This window comes from Streptomyces sp. NPDC040545, from assembly GCF_055595065.1.
Genome location: NZ_JBVIWA010000020.1, coordinates 87,319 through 106,003, shown reverse-complemented (window position 1 = coordinate 106,003; position 18,685 = coordinate 87,319). Strand labels below are relative to the sequence as shown.

Sequence of the window (18,685 nt, the reverse complement as noted above, 5' to 3'; positions counted from 1 at the left end):
GGAAGCCGAGCGCCTCCAGCGGGATCCCGAACATTGCGGTCAGTCCGCGGCGGGCTCTGGTGTCGGGCCATCCAGGCTTCGCTGATTCCCATCGGTGGACTTGGCGGCTGTCAGGCGTGACGGCGGGCGGCGGCGCCGATACCGCAAGGCACCGTGCCAGCAGGAGGACCACCGGGGGCTCACTGCCCACCACGCGGGCTTGTCCTGCTCGGAGGTGACCACGAAGGCCACGGCGAACGCGCCGAAGGCGAGGGCGATGTCCGCGGTGGTCGGCGGACGCCGGTAGATAGGAACGCGAGTCCAGTCCCCAGGCTGTGCGAGCATGCCGAAGTCACCTCTGTGGGTGGCGTGTTGGGCACCGACGAGGGAAGACGCGCGGGAGGTTCGGATTTCGCCCGGGGCTCCCGCACCTCGTCGTGGCACTGGTAGAGCGCACCGTCTCGGCCACGTTCCGGCGCGTGATCGCAGACCAGCCACCAGGGCACTTTCTGCTGATCAACTTAGGAGTCCCACTCATCGGGCGAGCTCCAACCGCGAGGGTGTCGCACATTGGCCGAAAGTGGCCGGTCCGCAGGGTCGGCGCGGGCAGCCGGACACGAAAAGCAGCCGGTCGAGGTGAGGGGCCCCACCTCGCCGGCCGCGATGGTGCGGCTCACCTCATCCGAGGCGGCGGAGCATGGTGGAGTACACGGGGGCGTCGGGGAAGGGCTGCTGGTCGCCGACGTGCTCGTACCCCCAGCCCTCGTAGAGGGTCTTCACCTTCGGGTGGCCGGGCTCGACGAGGAGGGTGGCGCGTTCCTCGGTGCGGCCGGTCAGCAGTTCCTCGTGGATGCGGCGGGCCAGTCCGGTGCCCCGCCACGGGCCCCGGACCATGATTTCGAAGAGGGCGAGGGTCCGTGCGCCGTCCTCGGCGGTCTCCTCGGCTGGCAGCGGCTCAAGCATGTGGGCCCACCATGCGGTGTTGGGGGGCAGGGCGGCGGCGTAGGCATATCCGGCGGCTTCGCCCCGTCGAAGGCGACCACGGCCTCCCAGGAGGGGCGGGAGGAGTGGCCGGTGAGGCGGCCCTCGAACCGGTCGACGGAGAAGAACGGGTCCTCGCCTATCTCCTTCTCGTACACCTCCGCGTACACGCCGACCAGGGTGGGGCGGATCGCCGGAAGCTGGTCGGTGCGGTAGCGGTGAAGGGTGACGCCGGTCATGGGGCTCCTTGCCAAGGGGGTCAGGCGGTGCAGGTGCGGTCGTTCCAGTGGCGCGTGACGGCCGCCTGGGGGCGGCCTGGTTGAGGGCGGAGGTGAAGCTGCCCAGCAGGTAAGGGACACGTCCTCTGTCGGCCCCGTTGGAGGCGATGACGCGAGTGGCCGGGGCCACGGCCTGCTCGATGTCGCCCTGGGCGACCTGGGCCAGGGCGGCCTGGGAGAGGTAGGAGGCCCGGTTTCGGTGCTGGTCGGGCCGCAGGTCGGCGAGGCACTGGTGGGCGTACTCGGCCGTCTCCGGGTCGCGGAGCCGGTAGTGGGTGATGCCTGTCAGGCCGTGAAGCCCGCCCCCGGTGTAGAAGGCGACGGACGACGGACGGTCCTCGCCCGGGTCGACCCGGTCGTAGGCCGTGTGGGCCCGCTCCCGGGCCCTCAGGGCCCGGTTCTTGTCGCCGAGGCTTGGAGGGCGGACAGGGCGATGCGGAGTGCGTCAGGGAGGCGTACAGCGGGTCGGTGCGGTGGGTCCGGGTGCCGGTGCACGCCTCGGCGGCGGCGAGGGAGTCGGCGTACCGGCCGCGCTGTCCGGCGAGCATGGCGGCGTAGCGCCATGTCTGGTGCTGGACAGGGTTCCTCCCACCAAGCGTGAGCCAGGTGGCGACCTGGCCCGCGACGGCGCGTGCCGCGAGGTCGACGGCGAGCCAGGCCGGGGCTGTCTGCACGCCCCGCTGGATCTATTCGGCCCAGGCACGCTCCAGCTGGGTGCGGAAGGTGGCGGGCTCTCGCCCGATCAGCTCGGCCAGGGTCGGGTCGACAGCGGTGAACTCGCCATTGCGCGCCGCGGCAAAGATGCTCACTATCAGGTCGGCGATCGGGGCCGGGGCGCCGTGCGCCAGGAACTGCTCGCGGAAGGCGTCGTCGGGGACGACGGTGCGGGTGAAGGGCCGTCCGGTGGCCTGAGACGCGATCTCGGCGACGGTGTCGAAGTCGAGCGCCGCCGGGCCGGTGAGCGGCGGGGTGGGCCCCTCGAAGCGGGCCTCCTCGGTGAGGATCGCCGCGGTGGCCTCGGCAAGGTCGTCGTGGCCGGTCCAGGCGACGGGGCCGTCGGCGGGGAGGGCGATGTCGCCGGTGTGGCGGGCGGACTCCAGGAACTGCAGGGCGCTGGAGGCGTAGAAGCCGTTGCGCAGCGCGGTCCAGGGCAGGCCGGTGGCGCGCAGCAGGTCCTCGGTCTGGGCGTGGTCCCGGCAGGCCTGGAAGCGGGAGTCGTGGGCGGCGCCCATCTGGCTGGTGTAGAGGATGCGGCCGACCTTGGCCTTCACGGCGGCGTCGACGGCGGCACGGTGGCCGCTGACGCACTCCTCGCCCGTTCGGTCGAGGGAGACGAGGAGCAGCTGTTCGGCCCCTTCGAAGGCGTGCATGAGCGAGTCGGGGTCGTCGAAACTGCCCTGCCGGACACGGACGCCGAGGTCGGCGAGGTCCTGGGCCTTGCCGGGGTCGCGGACGCTGACGCCGACGCGGTCGGCGGGGAGGCGCTCCAGGAGGCGCTCGACGGTACGGCGGCCGAGCTTTCCGGTGGCTCCGGTCACGATGATCATTGGGTTCTCCCGCTGCTGCTTCCGATGGAATCATTCCAACAGTAACACTGGAAATTCCAATGGAAACAGATCCTCGGTACCATCGGTTCATGCCTACACGCGACTCAACCGACAACCCTCGGCGCCGCATCGTCGAGGCAGCCGTCGAGCTGCTGGAGAACGGCGGCCCTGAGGCGGTGAGCACCCGCGCGGTCGCCGCCGCGGCCGGAATGCAGCCGCCGGCGATCTACCGTCTCTTCGGAGACAAGGAGGGGCTCCTCGAGGCCGTCGCCGAGCACGGCTACGCACAGTTCCTGGAGAGAAAGCGCGCGCAGCTCGACCCCGCCCCGCAGGACCCGGTGGAGGAGCTGCGTCACGGCTGGGACGTGGTGGTCGAGTTCGGGGTCTCCCGCCCCGAGTTGTTCGCGGTGATGAACCGGGCCACCGGCCGGGGATCGGACGCAGCACACCGCGCGGGCTTGGAGATCCTCCATGGGCGGGTGCGCCGGCTGGCGGCCGGGGGATGGCTGCGGGTCGACGAGGAGCTGGCCGGCCAGATCATCCAGGCGACCGGCCAGGGCGCAGTCACCACCTGGCACTCCACGCCCGCGGCCCGCCGCAATCCGGCGCTGTTGACCATCCTGCGCGAGTCCATGGTCGCGGCCGTCACCCGCGCCGAGCCGGCGATTCCCGCCGCGGAGTCCGGTCCCGCCGCGGCGGCCCGCGCGCTGCGCGCCGCCCTCCCCGACGACGCCGATGTCCTGAGCGACGCCGAGCAGCGCCTGCTGCGTGAGTGGCTCACGCGCCTGGCGGCGGACGGTGGCGCTCCGGGTGCCTGATCGCGCGTCAAGCGCCCTCGTGCAGGTCCTCCAATCGCCCCCTCGTCCTTCCAGCTGACTGCCTGGGCTCGTGTGACCGAGTGAGACAGCCGGCCCTTGAGCGCGCCAGTTGGCTCCTGAGCGTGACAGTTGACCCGCAGGGCAGCGGGTGGATCATCCCGATCGGGCTGCCCTCTACGCGGTGCGCGGCCAGGGCGGCGGCGGTCGGGAAGCCGGCCGCGACGGTCGGACGGTGCGGCACGCGATGCTTCCGTCGTACGGGTGACACGTGGAACCGGGGATTTCCGGCCCGCAGCCACAGCTGGACTGGCCAGCGTGACGATTCGCCCCTGGCCGAAACGACTGGAGGGGCGAGCAGGCCAGCCCGCAGCATCTGTGGGGAAGGCAGCGGCGGCAAGGCAGCCCATGGCTCCACCGCCGCCCCGCACACCCACCACCTACAGGAGATGCCATGCGTACACGTACCCGGGTCATCGGCACGTTACTGGGTGCCGCCCTGCTCGCAGGCGGCACCGTCACCACCACCGCAGCGGCCGCCGCGCCGCAGTCTGCGGCCCCCTCGGCCACCGAATCCGTCTCCGACGTCACCTCCACGCTGCCCGGCTGGCGCAACACCCACCGGCGGTATCCCAGCGAGCCTTCCTGTGCCTGGGCGGGCCAGACCGCCTGGGAGAACGACCCCCGGGTCACCGAGTGGGACTGCCGCCCGGTCGAGTCGGGAAAGCGCTACGAACTCTGGCTCAACGTGGCCTGACGGGACGGCGGCCTGCCCAGGACGCCCTGCACGCACCCGTCCACGGGGGTGGGTGCGCGCAGCCCTGTCCTGGTGCAGCTTCCAGGTGAACTTCCCGCCGCCCACCCAGCGGACCGCGTCCGGGCCGTCCAGGTCGTGGATCGTGATGCCGGCAGCCGCGGCGAGCAGGATCACGGTGGTGAGATCGATGAGGACAAGTTTCTGCCGATCGAGCACTATGCGGCCGTAAAGCGGATCAAGGATGCCGGGGCGTGGGTGGCCACCGTCAAGAAGCTTCCTCGGATGTGGCAGGACCAGGTCGTCAGCGCGATGAAGTAGGCCATCGCCGCCCAGGGTCGCTGTTCCGGGCAGGTCATGCCTTTTCGAAGGCGTCCCCGGGGCGAGTCGCATCACGAGCTCGATGCCCTATGCCCTGGCTGTCGACCCGCCGGCGGCTGCTGGCTCTCCTTCGCAGAGCCTACGAGAGGGCCGGCGGCATACCCACAGGGTCGGCAGCAGCCTCATGGCCGCCCGGGGAGTCTGGCTGGGGCGCGCCGCCAGCCAGACGGCCCCGCCGGTCAGAGCGCGGGGCCGAGGTCTCCGTCGAGGAGCGTTTGTACGATCTGGGGCCGGTCCCAGAGGGCCAGGATCTCGTTGGCGATGGCCACGACGGGCAGGTGGTCCTGGTCCCGCACCTTGATGGCTGCCGCCTTCAGGGTGCGCGGGACGGCTCCGGCGTCCAGGAGGACGCGCCATTCCTGGGCGCCGAGTTCCAGGAACTCCAGTCCGGTGAGCCCGGCGACCTCCAGGGGGTCGGCCAGTGTGCCGGGCAGGGCTGTGAGAGTGCGCAGGCGGGGTAGCCCGGCGACAGGCGCGAGGCTGAGCGGTATGCCGTCGCAGGCGTCGATGGACAGGACTTCCAGGGCCGGATGGGCGGCTGCCTGGACGGTCTCAAGACATCCGGCGCCGACCCGGGCCACGGCCGGAAGTTTGTCTCCGCGGCGTTCACAGCCTTCCTCCCGCACGCGGCCCAGAACGAAATCGGTGAGGGATTCGGCCACGAGCTCGGCGCCGAGGCTCTGCTCGTGGTCGACCAGGATGACCTGTCCGAAGTATCCGGCGGGGCCGGGGGTCAGGTCGACGGCGAATGCGTCGCCGCCGTTGCTCCCGAAGCCGATCCAGCCCGGTGAGCCGGCCAGGCCCTGCACCGCGGCGTCGGGCGCAGTGCTGACCGCACGCCTCGCGCCGTGATCCCAGCCGGGGTGACGCACTGCCGCATCGATGCTGTACAGGTGCTCCAGGCCGGAGAGCTCGCAGCCGACCGCCCCGTCGGCGCGGTCCGCCTCCTCGAAATCGAAGCCGTCGCCTGAGTACACCCGTGTCACCCGGTACAGCACCTTGAGCTCATCGGGCAGTGTGAGACCAAGGCGCGCTTCGGCGGCAGCGATCTCCTCCTCCGTCGCTCCGACGGCTCCGGGCAAACGCTCGCGCAGCGTCCGCTCCAGCAACTCCGGATCCGCCGATGGCGCCGGCACCGCCTCGGGCACCGGAGCGGGACGGCGGAGCCAGGGCTCGGGTAGGGAGCCATCGGCCAGGACGAGCACCCCCAGGTCCGGGTAGCCGACGGCCGGCTCCACGACCGGGCTCGGCCAGACCAGTCCGAGAGTGGTCCTTCCGTCCGGTTGGGTCTCCGCCCTGAAGGCAATCTCATGGACTGCGCCGCGCGCGAGTGCCCTCTGTACGCCCTCCACCGCGATACGCGCTGTCGACGACATAGATCCCCGATGGGCCAGGCTCCAGCCTGTTTGGCTGATGCGTCCTGCGACACGGGCCAACCGGCCGGCACGCCGATCCCTATCGCCGGTCAGCATGAGCCGCAGCACGGGCTCCCAGGTCGCGAAATCGGATACCGATGACAAGGGGGGTCTCTGATCAACCATGCGCAGACCGTACGCGGAGCCAATGACAAGGGCGGCGCCCGGGCCGCCGCCTGCCGACAGGCCACCCAAGACGCGAACAAGGTGTGAGACCACCGTTCCGCTTCCCCGAGAACCTGATCACGCTTCAACAGGCGTTGGCAGCAGGCCTACGCCGGACTCGCGCAAACGGTCGGCACGACCGTGCTGCGGCGCCGGCTGATCGCCCTCTCCGGAACGCTGTGCACCCACCCCCCCAGTGGGCGATCCCTACCGCCTGGCGGACCGGCAGCGTCGAACTGCGGCGCGCCACCCACACCTCCGTATCGGCAGAAGGGGAAGGCGCAGCATGAGCGAGCAGACCACCACCAAGCCCCGCCCGCAGGTCGCCACCTGGGCGACCGGCCAGACCGGCCCCTGCGCCCGGTGGTCAGTTGACTGCACCAACTCGGTCATCGGGTCAGAGTCCGGCACCTTCGACCGTGTTGTAGAACCACAGGTTGTCCGGTCCTGACCCTCTGGAGCGATCAGTAGGAGGGCAGTCCCCTCAGGGGTCTGGACCGAGATCCAGATCCAGATGATGGGCCTGGACTGCCCGCCGGAGCCGCACGCGGAGGTGGGGCCGCGCCAGTGAGCCGCGGGCGAGGGCGAGGACCGTGTCGCTAGGGAGGGCCGAGCCGTCCCTGTCGAGCATGTCGGCAAGCAGCCGGGTCACCGGTTCCCGGGCAGGTGAGTCGTCGGGCAGGAACGCCACAGCGTGATCCACCCTGAGGTACAGCGCTGCCAGCTCATCGCCCGCGAGTCCGGCGCTGCCGCCGATCAGCAGCCGCAGCACATCGTGGGCCAATGAGGTTGCCCGCTGCCCCTCACCGCGGGAGGTAAAGGCGGTCACGGCCGGCCCCAGCCACTCCATGACCGGATCCATCGCATGCCGTACCACCAAGTCGTTCGTGCCTCCGGAGACGTCCATCTTGTGCCAAATCGTCTCCCAGTAGGACCGGGACCAGTGCACGATGTCGAGCCGGGGAAGGCGGTACAGCCAGTACATGTCCAAAGGGTCCGGCGCGGACAGCTCCCCCGTGCGCAGGCGGATCTCCAGTCGTCGGGCCCCCTCTGCACGGCTACGGTGAACCGAGACCGAGTGTGCGAAGTCCGCCCACTGCTGCTCGTCGAACGACGACCGCCAGAGCAGGGCGTGCCGGTGCCAGGCATCGCCCGGGTCCGATGAGTCCGGGAACAGCCTGTCAGCGGTGATGCTCTCCAACAGCAGCAGCACCATCAGGATGAGGTTGGCACCGTAGATGCCGTGCCGTGCCGCCGTACGGTTCTCCGCGGGCCGGTACGCAGGGTGGGGGTCGTCCGTCCGTGTCGTGTGCTGCCCGACGACCCGTACGAGCTGCTGACCCAGCCGCTCGCGTTCGCTGTCCGGCAACCGACGCACCATCGATTCCCCGAACCGCAAGATCTGCCGTGAGGAGAGCGGGGCGTACGACAGCAGCGTGTAGGCCAGGTCGTCATTGACGCCGCTCGTGCCGAGGGACAGGGCCGGCCGGTCGGTGAGCAGGCCGGTCAGGACGTGCAGCGCCAGCCGTACCACCAGGTACTCGCCGAACGTGGCGTGCAGGAACTCGTATGTGGACAGCACGCGGCCGTCGCGGATGGACTGGGCGCGTTGGACGAAGAAGAACCGGCCCAGCGTCACCTCGGCCGCACCCAGTGGGGCACGGAACCCGGAGGTGCCCGTGGAGCGGTGGCCCAGCAGTGCCGTGAGGTCCTCGTCGAGCTCGGCCGCCGACACCCACTGACGGCGCCGGTTGAGCTGGGCGAACGCGACCAGCGAAAGGCGCTGGAGCTCCAGCTCGGCGCGCTCCGCCAGTCGGTCCTCCAGTGTGGCCCCGCGAGCGGTCTTGTCCACCTCGCGGCGGGCGAACGAGGTGAGGAGTTCCTCGTACAGCTCGGCCTCGTCGAGCGGGTCGTCGCCGTCGTGGCCATCGCGTCCCTCGCGCCTGTCGCGTCGTAGGCCGTTGTCCGTGGCGTCGTACAGCGCCATCATCAGCAGCAGTAGCGGCTGCGCGGCCAGCGACTCGTGCTGGGCGATGGCAGCCCAGGGCAGCGGTTGCAGCCCCCGGGCCGCGAAGTTGCTTGCGTTGGCGTCGTTCCACAGCTCCAGCCAGCGGCGTATCTGGGCGGGACGAAACGGTTCCAGACGCAGCGCGATGAGTCCCTCCGGGTACCGGGTGCGATCGGCGACGGCCGTACGGCTGGTGACCAGTGCTCGCACCGGTCGGCCCTGCTCCGCTTCGCGCTGCTGGAAACGGGCGACACGGACGAGGAAGTCGCTGTGGTGGACGCCGGTGGTCTGCAGCAGCTCGTCGAAACCGTCCAAGAGCAGCACAGGGACCGCACCGCCGGCCGAGCGGACCAGCTCCGGCCAGGACACCCGCTCCCCCGTGGCCGCTCGTACCGCCTGCTCAAGCTGCTCCTGCAGGTCGTCCTCGGCGCGTACGTCGCGCAGCGGCACCCGAACGGGAAGGAACCCGGCAGACGGCAGCCGGGCAGCGAGGACCCGGGTCAGGACGGACTTGCCGGCGCCGGGCTGGCCCAGCACAAGCAGCGGGGAGCCGGCTCCGGAGGGAGAGGTGAGGGCACCCGCGAGGTAGCCCGTCAGGTCGCGGCGTACGGCCATTTCCTCCCACCAGGACTCGCTCGACGGGGCGCTGGTGCCGGCCACTGCACGCACTCGGAAGTCCGGATCCAGGTACATGTCCTGGAGGGTGGGCACGCTGATGCCGTCGGGCGCGGTCGAGGTTTCCAGCACGGGCCGGGTGAGCGCGGCCTCATGGGCGAGGGCGAGGGCGGCCGCGACGTCTGTCGGCGGACGCATCGCGCGGGCTACTTCGGCGAGCTGCTCCTCCATGCCGACCAGCGCGAGCCGTACCCGGTCCCGGGTGGCCTGGTGCTCAACCTGTGCCACCCAGAATCCGAACTCGGGTGCCTGCTGGGCCAGCTGCGCGTAGAGGCCCTCGTATTGCTGGACCGCCCTGCGGGGCAGCTCGGTGGCCAGCACCTGCCGTGCCGCGTTCCGGTGAGACTCCGTCAGGTCGCCCCAGACCTGCAGTCCTTCGACGAAGCCGAGGAATCGCTCCGACAGTCCCGCGTACCAGCGCCGCATCTCCGCAGTCACGTCCTCGAACGGGCGGTGGGGTGCGGGCTGGGGGGCGTCGACCGCAGCCAGCGACTGCGCGAACGCCGCACCGCCCCGCGGATCCGGAGCGCCCACGAGGGCGAGCTGTTCGCTTCGGGTCAGCTCCAGGTCATCGACGCCGAACGGCAGGTCCGAGTCACCGAGCGCTTGGAACCATGCCACGACGACGATCACGGTATGGGCGGCCTGCAGTAGCTCCGTGCGCTCGGCGCGCCCTTCCGACCGGCCCAGGCGCCGCCCCAGATTCCGTACCGCGTCGCGGCCCAGGCCCACGATGCGGCCCCGGGCATCGGCGATTCGCAGCACCCCGTCCCCGATACCGCCCGTTGCCGCGTTCAGCGCTCCACCCAGAGCCCGGTCCAGTGCGGCAACGGCGGGCGGATCGCCGCCGAGCAGCACCAATGCGTCCGAGAACGACAGCAGCCTGCGCATGCTCACCCTGCCCCCATGAAGACCCGTCGTCGCTGACACGCCCGTACCACATGGACCCTGTCCGGACACTCTCGCATGGGGCAGTCGGGGGGACCTGCGGTTCGGGGCAAGACGCCCACCACGGGGCTCGCGTTCGTGCCGGCCAGCACGCTGGGGGAGGCGCGGGCTCCATGGGGTGGAACTTGCGCTGGCCCTGGAGCCCGATTGACGAGCCGCTCTCCGACTCACCCGCTCTGCAGCGGATCGCTGCGATCAACGTGTGGAGAAGGGGGATTGGTGAGTGCTTTCCCCATCCGAATGGCCTCGGGCGGCGGGTACTGGAGTGTGGAGGAAGACGGGGGTGCTGTTGATGTCGGCGACATAACCGTGCACGGCGGTGATACTGCTGACGTGCGAGGGCCTATCCCCGCCACCACCGCCCACGGCGCTGGCTTCCGGACGCCGGACCCGTGCAGGGGCCGCCGATAAACTCCTCCAGGCCCAGTACGCCCCCGGATCGGGTGTCCAGTTCGCGGGCGATTTCGCTGAGCTGGTCGGTCTCTTCCCCTGTCGCCCACTTGCTCAGCAACAGCACGATGTCGCTGAGGAACCGCTCGTAGGGTGACGATTCGGCGTGGGAGTCCAGGACCGCCACCGGGAAAATCTTGGCGATTCCCTGTTCGTTCGAGGCTGCCGAACCGGTCCGCAACGCGTTCTTCAGAGCCTCGACGCAGATGGGCAGGACATGGGACTGCAGCCGTTCGTGTGCGGCTCCTCGGCAGATCCGGCTCCCCCACACTGCCGCTGACCACAACGTATCCGCGTCTCCCAGACGGCTCGCGCACTTCACCAGGCCGTCGAGCGCCATTGTGCCCAGGTCCCAGGCGCCCATCTCCACCGCAACGGCAGCCGCCTCGCGGTAGTGACCCAGAGCCTCGGCGTATTGCTCGTGCCCGTAAGCAGGTCGCCGAGGTCGAGGGCGAACGCCACCACTTCGGTGGAGATGCCCAAGCTGCGGGCCTGTGTCAGACCTTGGCGGGCGTACTGCTCGGCAGTGACGAGATCGCCCTTGCATCGGTGGCATTCGCCGACCTTCCCGAGTGCGGCAAGCTCTGACTGCTCGTCATAGTCGAGGCGGAACAGCTCCAGCGCCCTGGTGGCCGTGGCGAGCGCGGCGTCGACGTCTCCCTGCAGAAGGTGGATCGAGCACTGATCGAGTTTGAAGTTGCCCTGCTCCTTGCGGTTTTCCAGCGTGACCGCAAGGCCATAGCCCTCCTCGGCGTAGCCCAGCGCGTCCCCGTACCGCTCGTGGCGCTTGCTCAGCTGCCCCAGCGTACCCAGCGCACGCATCGCACCGTCGATGTCCTGCTGTTCCTCACACAGGTCGTGCGAAGAGCGTGCCAGGTGCTCTGCCTGTACCCAGTCCCCTAGCCGCATATGGATCGAGGCCATGCTCAGCCACAGGTTCGCCCTGTCCTGGCACGCCTCGCCGTAGCCGACGCTGCGCCCCATGTCCGCCAGGGCGGCCGCCCACTCGTCGCGCTGCAGATGCAGGTCGGCGGTCAGGCTGAACCTGGTGGCCCAGCGTGCGTCGACCGCCTCCGATGGCAGGTCGAGCTGGGGTAGGACCTCGTCGATCCGTGCGGTCAGCTCGCTCGCCGCCGCATGGTCGCCTTCCTGGTCGAGTCGGTGCCTGACGAGGATGGACAACTCGCCGAGCAGGGCGTCCGCATACGCTGCTGTGCGCTGGTGTGGAGTCCCCTCGGCGGCCCGCCGCAGCACCGTGATCTCCCGGAGGAGTACTCGCGTCATCTCAGGACCGTCCGTGGGCGAGGAAACAGTGGCGGCCTCCGTGAGCATCGCACAGGCGGCCAGTGCCGTCTCACCGCTGGTGAGAGCCCGGCCGCGGGACAGATCCAGCCGCCCGGCGGCGGTTCCCACGTACAGGTAGGAGCGCTCGATTCCAGCCCGCAGCCCGGTGTTCACGATCGCCTCACTCGCGGGCATCTCCTGCTCGGTGAGCCGGCCGATCACGATGCGGGCGAAGTCGGCGGCGAGGTCGGAGGGGATGGACCACAGGGTGCCGATGTATCCGCGCGCTCCGACCCGGACGAACTCCCGCCCCACGCCTGTCCAAGACTGGCAGGAGTTGTTGAAAACAATGGGCCGGTGACTGAAGGTCACCCACTGCGGGATGCGCCAGTTGTCCAACGGCGCGTCGGCCAGCATGATCGCGCCGTCCGAACCATGGGTGTTGAAGAAGATCAGCTCGACCGGCAGGGTTCTCGGCAGGGCAATCAGCGCATGCCACGAGGCCGCCGGCCCGGACAGCAGGATCGGATGGGTGACGTGCGCACCGACCGTTCGCACCACGTCATCCGATTCCGAAACCCGGAAGAACCCCGGGTCGAACACCAGGCTGAACGCTGCTTCGGGCTGGGGTGCCGCGGCGCTGTACAGCTCGTTCAGGATGATCAGCGCGGCATCCGCCGCTACGTGCCCTATGGGCTTGCGTGCCCAGTCGGTCGTGCCGGTGCGGACAAAGGAGTAGGGAAGCCCTGTGGTGAAGGCGGTGAGGCTACGTCTGCCCACCTCGGCGACAGCGGACAGCGGCACCTGGGCGGTTACGGCGGCTTCCAGCGCGGCGAACGGATCGCGCCCCCTCGCGGACAGCAGGCGCCACAGTGCATCCGCGAGGGCGGTGCCCCTCAGCCCCTCGCCGATCGAACGGGCCGCCGCGGTGATGCGGTGCTGCTGCTCGGCGACCGCCGCCCGGACTGGTTCCAGATCCGGCTGCGGTGTGATCACCAGGCGCGCGGAGCGATGGTGTGCATAGATCGCGGCCAGCAGGGAGTCGGGGTGCCCAGTGTTCTCGACCAGCACCGCCTCTTCCGCGTCGGGATTGACTGCCGAGAAGGCAGGCCCCAACTCCGCGCTCGGAGCGTCGACGGCCTGCAGCACTGCCCCGGTGCGCAAGGCGGTGAACAACGCGGCCACATAGCCCGCCTGGTCATCGGCCCGTACCTCGATCACGTGCTCCGGCGCCCCGTCCGGGTCACGGAGCAGCTGCCATGCGGACGAGGTGAGACCAGCCAGGTCCGTGCATGGCACATGCAGCTGGACGGGCACCTCGTCGAACATCCGCTCACCGGCCCGATCGGGAACGTACTCCTCGCCCTCCAGCACTGCCTGCTTGCGGTGCCACGCAGCGCACATGGAAGGATCGAGGGCATTTAGTTCTTCGGACGCAAAATTCGTCCAGCAAGACGACGCGTTGGATGTCCAGCCCCTTGAGGAGGGACATGATTCCCATATTGCGCGTGAGCCAAGAACGGTACGGTGCGGCGGCTTGACGTAGCGCGAACATCGTGGCGCGATCGGTGGCCAGGCGCCGGACGCCCTCTTGGCTGCCGGAGATCACCTCATCCCAGCCGAGTTTGGTACCAATCTTCTGCACCACGCCGTCCTGCGACTCTCGCATTCGGGCGCACAGCTGGATGTAATCCGCCTCCGACATTGGTGGCGGCTCGACGGTGACGACGGGCGTCAGGCAGTCTGCAGGCAGGCACGAGACTACGATTGCCGCCTCGCGCAACTGGTCGGGGCGGCACACCACTACCGTGTCTCCCACAGGGATATGAGTCCCACGGACCGCGCCGAGTTTCACGCTACAGACCGTTCAGATACGAATCGACCGGGGCGTATCTCACCGAAGTACCACCATAAGGCGACAGGGCACTCTTGCCGGACCGCATTTGTGGTTGGGACGACTGACGACCTTTGCGCACCATCGAGTTGACGAGCACAGGAGTGGACACCCCAACGTACACTGCCCCCCAATACGTGGTAGCGGGCAACACCAACGCCAGCACTCCACCAAGCGCCGCGAAGGCCGCCGACACCGCCAGATAGAACCACGACCACGTGAAACGCGCTGGATCCTCGCGGATTCCGTAAAGCCGTACGATCTCCGGCGCAAGCGCTCCCACGAGGCCCAACGAGAAAACGACTGAGGAATGCATCTCGATCATGCTATCGGGGGGATTCTTGACGGCGGGTTTGACACGCGGTAGCCCGGCAGCAGAGACCTATGCCTTGCCGTCGCCGGGGGTGATCGCGCTGCGGGGCGGTCGACGCCCCGAGGGTGTCAACGGATGAAGAGGCGAGCCCGCCATACCCGCGGCCCGGGCATGCTGGTGGGCGTGCGTGATCCAGGCCGGCACTCGGCGACTCCAGCGGCGGGGCAGTGGGACGAACCGCTCCGTTCACCGTTCACGGCAATCCCCCACCACCCAACGATGGCGCCACACCTGATGCGCTGTACGTATTCAGCCGTATCAGCGCTGAGCTGCACCAACGCGAGACTCATTCTGTGTTCCCTGCCGCGCCGCGCTGCAGGAATCCCAGCAGAAGCCGGCTCACCAAGGAGGCTGATCCCCGGCTCGGAGCATCAGGTCCGAATCGGCAGCCGAGTCATCCGTGGACGCGTACGACCGTGCCGCTGCGTGCCCGGGTCGTACCTGCCTCGACCTCGACCACCGGGCCCTCGCCCGGACGCCGGTATGACTCTCCGTCAGGCGTACGGAGTAGCTCGTCCCGAGCCCTGTGACCACCGCTTCGGCAGACAGGCCGTCGTCGCGCAGCGCGCCGGCGGCCTCCCGCCCGACCCGGGCCGCCACCCGCTCCAGCACACCGGCGGCACCCATCGGCCAGCGGCGCGTCCTCAGCCGTGACGGTCAGCCGCTCGGCCATCTCGACCAGGAGCGCGGCCAAGGGCTCGGGCAGCGGCAGGGCCGCCTCACCGACCACGGACAGGTGTGCGGTGCAGTCGGCGAGCGGTCCGGTGAGGTCGACGTCCGCCCCGTACAGGGGACGGTCGCCGGCCGTCGCCCAGTCCAGGAGGTACTCGGCGGTGCCGCGCCATCCGCACGCGCACACGGACCGCATTGCCTCCGCACGGGGACGGCGGTACCGGCCGGCGTACGCCGACCAGTGCGAGCGGCAGGCCGCCCTGCCCGCTGACATCACCGACGGGGCTACAGAAGGTGAAACGGTGGTGTTCGTGTGCGCAACATGTGGCGTCCCCCTGACGGGGTGTTGGACGACGCTCTGTATGAGCAGGTACGTGGAGGGGAAGCCGCTGGTTTCGCAGGGCCCGCGAGGCAACATCGTCATCAACCCGGACGACGTCCGCGGCCTGAAGCTGCAGCACGCATCCCCCGCCTGCTGCGGAGCGACCCCGGACGGCGGAATGAACCAGCTGTGCACCTGCGGAACCCTCGTCGCGAGCCTCTGCTCCGACTGCTGCCTGCCGTACGGACTCCGTCTCTCAGCCGACCACGTCCGCGCCGTTCGCCCCTGAGTTGGACGCGGGCCGCTGCGACCTCTCACCGACATTCCAACGTCGGCCAGGCACCGGCTGATGCCAGCCACGACAAAACCGCTGCCAGTCAAGATCGGCCAGACCGATTCCGCAGCAGCTGGCGGGCCTCTCCTGCTGGGACTGACCATGCCGCGGCCTGCCCGCCAGGGATGATCAGAACCAGTACAGGGAAGATGCCCGGTGTACGGCACCGGAGGTCAAGGTGGTGATCAATGATGGCCAGACCCGTATGGACGGGGGTCCTCTTCCTTCGGGCTCGTCTCTTCACTGAACCGAGAACCGACCATGCGCAGGTCAGATGGGTGCGCGAGGTTCTCCCCGCACGACGGCGGGTCACCGCGGCCTCCGGCCTCGATCCACAGCACCGGCTTGCCCGTCGCAGCACCCACCGGCCCGGCGCTGCAACGCCCGGATTCGGCCCCGCGCAGTGACGTGGGCGGACCGGGCCCTGGCCCTGCATTGCAGGGCCGACAGGGCGCGCGGCATCCTGATGGTCGAGGGCAGGTGCTGACGTGCATACCAGCGACGAGATCTACCACCGGGTGCTGTGGGACCCGCGCTTCGACCCCGAGCGGTTCGTGATGGGGATCGCCGAGCGCGGGTCCCCGCCGAAGCGGGTCCTGCTCGGCGACTTCGTGCCGGGCGGGGAGATCCCCTGGCACCGGGTGGTGTTCTTCGAGGCGGACGGCCAGGTCGTCTGGGACCGCGCCTCCGGCGTCGACTGGCTCGACGAGACCCTCGTCGAGCCGGTCGGTCCCGTGCCGGCCCCGGCCCCCGGCGATGTCCTTGCCGTCCCGTCGACGAACCGCACCGCCGTCGCCTGGCTGCCGCCGGCGCAGTTGTGGCCGCCGATCCAGCACATTCGCCGCGAGCACGACCGGCAGATCCGCCGTTGGCCGCCGCACGTCAACGTGTTCTTCGGTTTCGTCCCGGAGGCCGAGTTCGCCCGGGCCCTGCCGCTGGTCGCCGCGGCGCTCGCGGAGACGCCGCCGTTCACCGCCCGCCTGGCGGGCGTCCACTGGTTCGGGCACCGCGAGGACGCCACCGTCTGGCTCGACCCGGCCGCCGCCGGCCACGAGCCCTGGGAGCGGCTACGGGAGTCGCTGGAGCTCCGCTTCCCGCTCTGCGGATCGCACTCGCACGGCTTCACCCCGCACCTGTCCCTCGGCCGTACCCCGAACCCGCGTTCCCTCGCCCGCAAGGCGGAGGCCCTCCTCGGCCCCATGACGGCGCCCGTCGACGATCTGGTGCTGCTGTCCCGGCGCGGCGACGAGCCGATGCGGGTCCGGGCCCGCGTCCTGCTGGGCAGCGGCGACGTACGTCGCCCGGAGAATCCGGCCCTTTCGGACGGCCCTCCGCCGTCACCGCCCGCCTGATGGGACGCTCACCGGTCTCCACGGCGGCCCCGGCGGGGAGTCCTCGCACGCGTACGCGGTGAACCGCTGTGGTCGATGCCGGTGCGCTGCGGTGGTCACGGGCGTAGCGAGGTTGTGAAGCCAAGGGTCCGAAGGTTCCGCCGAGGTTCCCCCCGACGTCGCCGCCGCCGCAGAAGAAGCCGGTAGAGCCGCCGCGGCCGCAGCCGGTGACGAAGCCGAAGTCGCTCACCGGGGTGGCTCCGCGGTTGGTCGTCACCAGCCGGCGGGCGAGGGTGCCGGCGTCCCGTGCGGACCAGCGGGCGGCGAAGAAGGCCGCCGCACAGGATGCGCTGGCCGTCGCCGACCGGGACTACCCGCTGCTGGACGAGCACGACTTCCTCAAGACAGTCCACGGCCTGGTCCACACGGCCGTGGCGGCCGGCGGGAGACGCCAGCGTCCACCTCGTCGACCAGGGCGACAAGATCCTGATCATGGTCCTCAACCACCAGACCGGCGAACAGGGCGATGCGGGACCCGTTCCCGTGGAGGTGGCAGTGCTGCGCACCGTCGACGCCTGCGGCACCCACACCGACCACGACGGCCACACCTGGTGGGCACTCCTCGACGCCCCACCCCGGCCGAAGATGCCGGCGTATGACAACAGCGTCGACGCCCGGCTGTGGGACTGCAACACGGCGGGCTCGCAGCAGTTCGACGTGAAGCCGTCCGCCAACACCGGCTCCGTTCCGCCCAAGGCGGAGTTCGACAAGGCGAAGAAGGCCGCCTACGCGGTCGCGGACTCCGCTGGTGCGCCGCGAGGGCGTGGTCTGCTGATCGGTCAGCAGAAGGCCCAGGTCACCAAGGGCGCGGTGGCTGCGCTCGACGCGATGGTGAAGGCCGGGGAGACCGCCGAGGCCGCCACCCGCGCCTCCGGCGCGGACAGCGAGACCATCGCGCAGCGCGCGATGGCGCAGGCCGCGCAGGCGAAGGCGGAGTTCCGCCGGGAGGCCGCGCACACGGCCGAGCTGCAGGCCAAGGCGGCCGCGGACGGCGCCAAGCCGCACCGGGACAACGCCAAGAAGGAAGCGGAGACCGCGAAGGCGAAGCTCGGCGAGGCGCTGAAGGCGGAGGCCGACGCGAAGGCGGCGGCCGCCAGCGCCCACGCCAAGCGGCTCGCCGCCGAGGCGGAAGAGGCCACGGCGAAGTAGGAGAAGGAGACCGCGGCCGCCAAGCAGGCCGAGGCCGCGCAGCACAAGAAGAACGCCGAAGCGGAGGCGACCAAGGCCAAGACGGCAAAGGAGCAGGCCCGGCAGACCGGGCAAGGTCCCCGATCGGGCGCAGCAGCGGGCCACCGCGCTCGCCGCCACCGACCCCGACGGGAACCCGCCCCCTGGCTCCGCGAACCCGGCGTGACCATGGCCCCACCCGCCCGCAAGGCGGCAGCGAAGACGGCCACCGCCGCGGTGAACGCCCCGCAGGCAGTCATCCCAGTCGGTGTGCGGAAGCCACGACTTCTCCATGAGGTGGGCGGTCCGCTCCAGGAGCCGTTCCCATGAGCGGATCTCGGCTGCGAGGATGTCGCAGGCGCCTTCACCAGGGGCCGGGTCGCACAGGGCGTGATGTGCCTGCCAGCGAACCTTCGCGGGGTGGCCAAAGATGTCGTCCCCGCTGAAGGTGAGGGATCCGTCGACCGTCTCCGTGCACTCTTCCTCCCACGCGCGGACGGCCTCCTCGGTCCGCCGTAGCTCCGCCGTGTCCACCCACAGGTATCCGTCGTCGTCGGCGATGGGCCTACGGCATCCATCACAGGTCAAGCTCGGGGGTCCTTTTCGGCGGTGGCCACGTACGGCGGGCTGCCAGCGGGCGCGTACGGCGGTGTCAATGCGTTCCGCGACAGGCCTGGGCGGGGTCTTGCGGTCGGCAGCAGGATTCCCAGGCTGCCGACCCGTTGCGGGAAGGCCCGTCGCCATGGAGGGCCGGGCGGCTTCCGGCGTTGCGAGGAGAGCGACGATGGTCCCGGGCTGCCGGCAGTGTCAGCACCTACTTGCCGGCAGACGGGCTCCCTACCGTACTTGTCC

At 70.2% G+C, this 18,685-nt stretch carries 13 protein-coding genes and 1 pseudogene; 6 read left to right on the top strand and 8 right to left on the bottom strand.

Translation table 11 applies throughout. The annotated features are described in order from the left end of the window. Window positions 1–657: 657 nt before the first annotated feature. Window positions 658–942, bottom strand: coding sequence for an N-acetyltransferase (locus ACZ573_RS30645; RefSeq protein ID WP_471310334.1), 285 nt, complete (start codon window positions 940–942; stop codon window positions 658–660). Between the two features lie 982 nt (window positions 943–1,924). Next, window positions 1,925–2,785, bottom strand: coding sequence for an SDR family oxidoreductase (locus ACZ573_RS30640; protein WP_471310332.1), 861 nt, complete (start codon window positions 2,783–2,785; stop codon window positions 1,925–1,927). 89 nt (window positions 2,786–2,874) lie between these two features. Here ACZ573_RS30640 and ACZ573_RS30635 point away from each other — a divergent pair, with 89 nt between their 5' ends. The 3 genes from ACZ573_RS30635 (at window position 2,875) to ACZ573_RS30625 (ending at window position 4,675) form a co-directional block, all read left to right on the top strand. Continuing rightward, window positions 2,875–3,603, top strand: a complete 729-nt coding sequence (locus ACZ573_RS30635) for a TetR/AcrR family transcriptional regulator (protein WP_471310329.1) — start codon at window positions 2,875–2,877, stop codon at window positions 3,601–3,603. Window positions 3,604–4,054: 451 nt separating this feature from the next. Then, window positions 4,055–4,357, top strand: coding sequence for a hypothetical protein (locus ACZ573_RS30630; RefSeq protein ID WP_471310455.1), 303 nt, complete (start codon window positions 4,055–4,057; stop codon window positions 4,355–4,357). Window positions 4,358–4,492: 135 nt separating this feature from the next. Beyond that, window positions 4,493–4,675, top strand: coding sequence for a hypothetical protein (locus ACZ573_RS30625; RefSeq protein WP_471310452.1), 183 nt, complete (start codon window positions 4,493–4,495; stop codon window positions 4,673–4,675). Window positions 4,676–4,914: 239 nt separating this feature from the next. Here the strand turns inward: ACZ573_RS30625 and ACZ573_RS30620 are convergent, their stop codons facing one another. From ACZ573_RS30620 to ACZ573_RS30595, 6 genes are all read right to left on the bottom strand, one after another. After that, window positions 4,915–6,276 carry an SMI1/KNR4 family protein gene (locus ACZ573_RS30620; protein WP_471310326.1) on the bottom strand — a complete coding sequence of 454 codons (1,362 nt, stop codon included), beginning with the start codon at window positions 6,274–6,276 and terminating at the stop codon, window positions 4,915–4,917. A gap of 523 nt (window positions 6,277–6,799) precedes the next feature. Next, window positions 6,800–9,889, bottom strand: coding sequence for an NACHT domain-containing protein (locus ACZ573_RS30615; protein ID WP_471310447.1), 3,090 nt, complete (start codon window positions 9,887–9,889; stop codon window positions 6,800–6,802). 400 nt (window positions 9,890–10,289) lie between these two features. Then, window positions 10,290–10,736, bottom strand: coding sequence for a hypothetical protein (locus ACZ573_RS30610; RefSeq protein ID WP_471310324.1), 447 nt, complete (start codon window positions 10,734–10,736; stop codon window positions 10,290–10,292). Beyond that, window positions 10,715–13,054, bottom strand: coding sequence for a tetratricopeptide repeat protein (locus ACZ573_RS30605; RefSeq protein WP_471310321.1), 2,340 nt, complete (start codon window positions 13,052–13,054; stop codon window positions 10,715–10,717). The genes ACZ573_RS30610 and ACZ573_RS30605 overlap by 22 nt, the downstream gene beginning before the upstream one ends. Then, window positions 13,014–13,535, bottom strand: coding sequence for a hypothetical protein (locus tag ACZ573_RS30600; RefSeq protein ID WP_471310318.1), 522 nt, complete (start codon window positions 13,533–13,535; stop codon window positions 13,014–13,016). The genes ACZ573_RS30605 and ACZ573_RS30600 overlap by 41 nt, the downstream gene beginning before the upstream one ends. A 1-nt stretch (window position 13,536) precedes the next feature. Next, on the bottom strand, window positions 13,537–13,899 hold the full coding sequence (locus ACZ573_RS30595; RefSeq protein ID WP_471310316.1) for a hypothetical protein: 363 nt from the start codon (window positions 13,897–13,899) through the stop codon (window positions 13,537–13,539). Window positions 13,900–14,981: 1,082 nt separating this feature from the next. Here ACZ573_RS30595 and ACZ573_RS30590 point away from each other — a divergent pair. The 3 genes and pseudogenes from ACZ573_RS30590 to ACZ573_RS30580 all read left to right on the top strand — a co-directional run. Then, on the top strand, window positions 14,982–15,230 hold the full coding sequence (locus tag ACZ573_RS30590) for a hypothetical protein (protein ID WP_471310313.1): 249 nt from the start codon (window positions 14,982–14,984) through the stop codon (window positions 15,228–15,230). 533 nt (window positions 15,231–15,763) lie between these two features. Next, on the top strand, window positions 15,764–16,627 hold the full coding sequence (locus tag ACZ573_RS30585; protein ID WP_471310310.1) for an RNA repair domain-containing protein: 864 nt from the start codon (window positions 15,764–15,766) through the stop codon (window positions 16,625–16,627). A gap of 624 nt (window positions 16,628–17,251) precedes the next feature. Continuing rightward, a pseudogene (locus ACZ573_RS30580) lies at window positions 17,252–17,968 on the top strand (virulence factor); the annotation flags it as partial. Window positions 17,969–18,685: the final 717 nt, after the last annotated feature.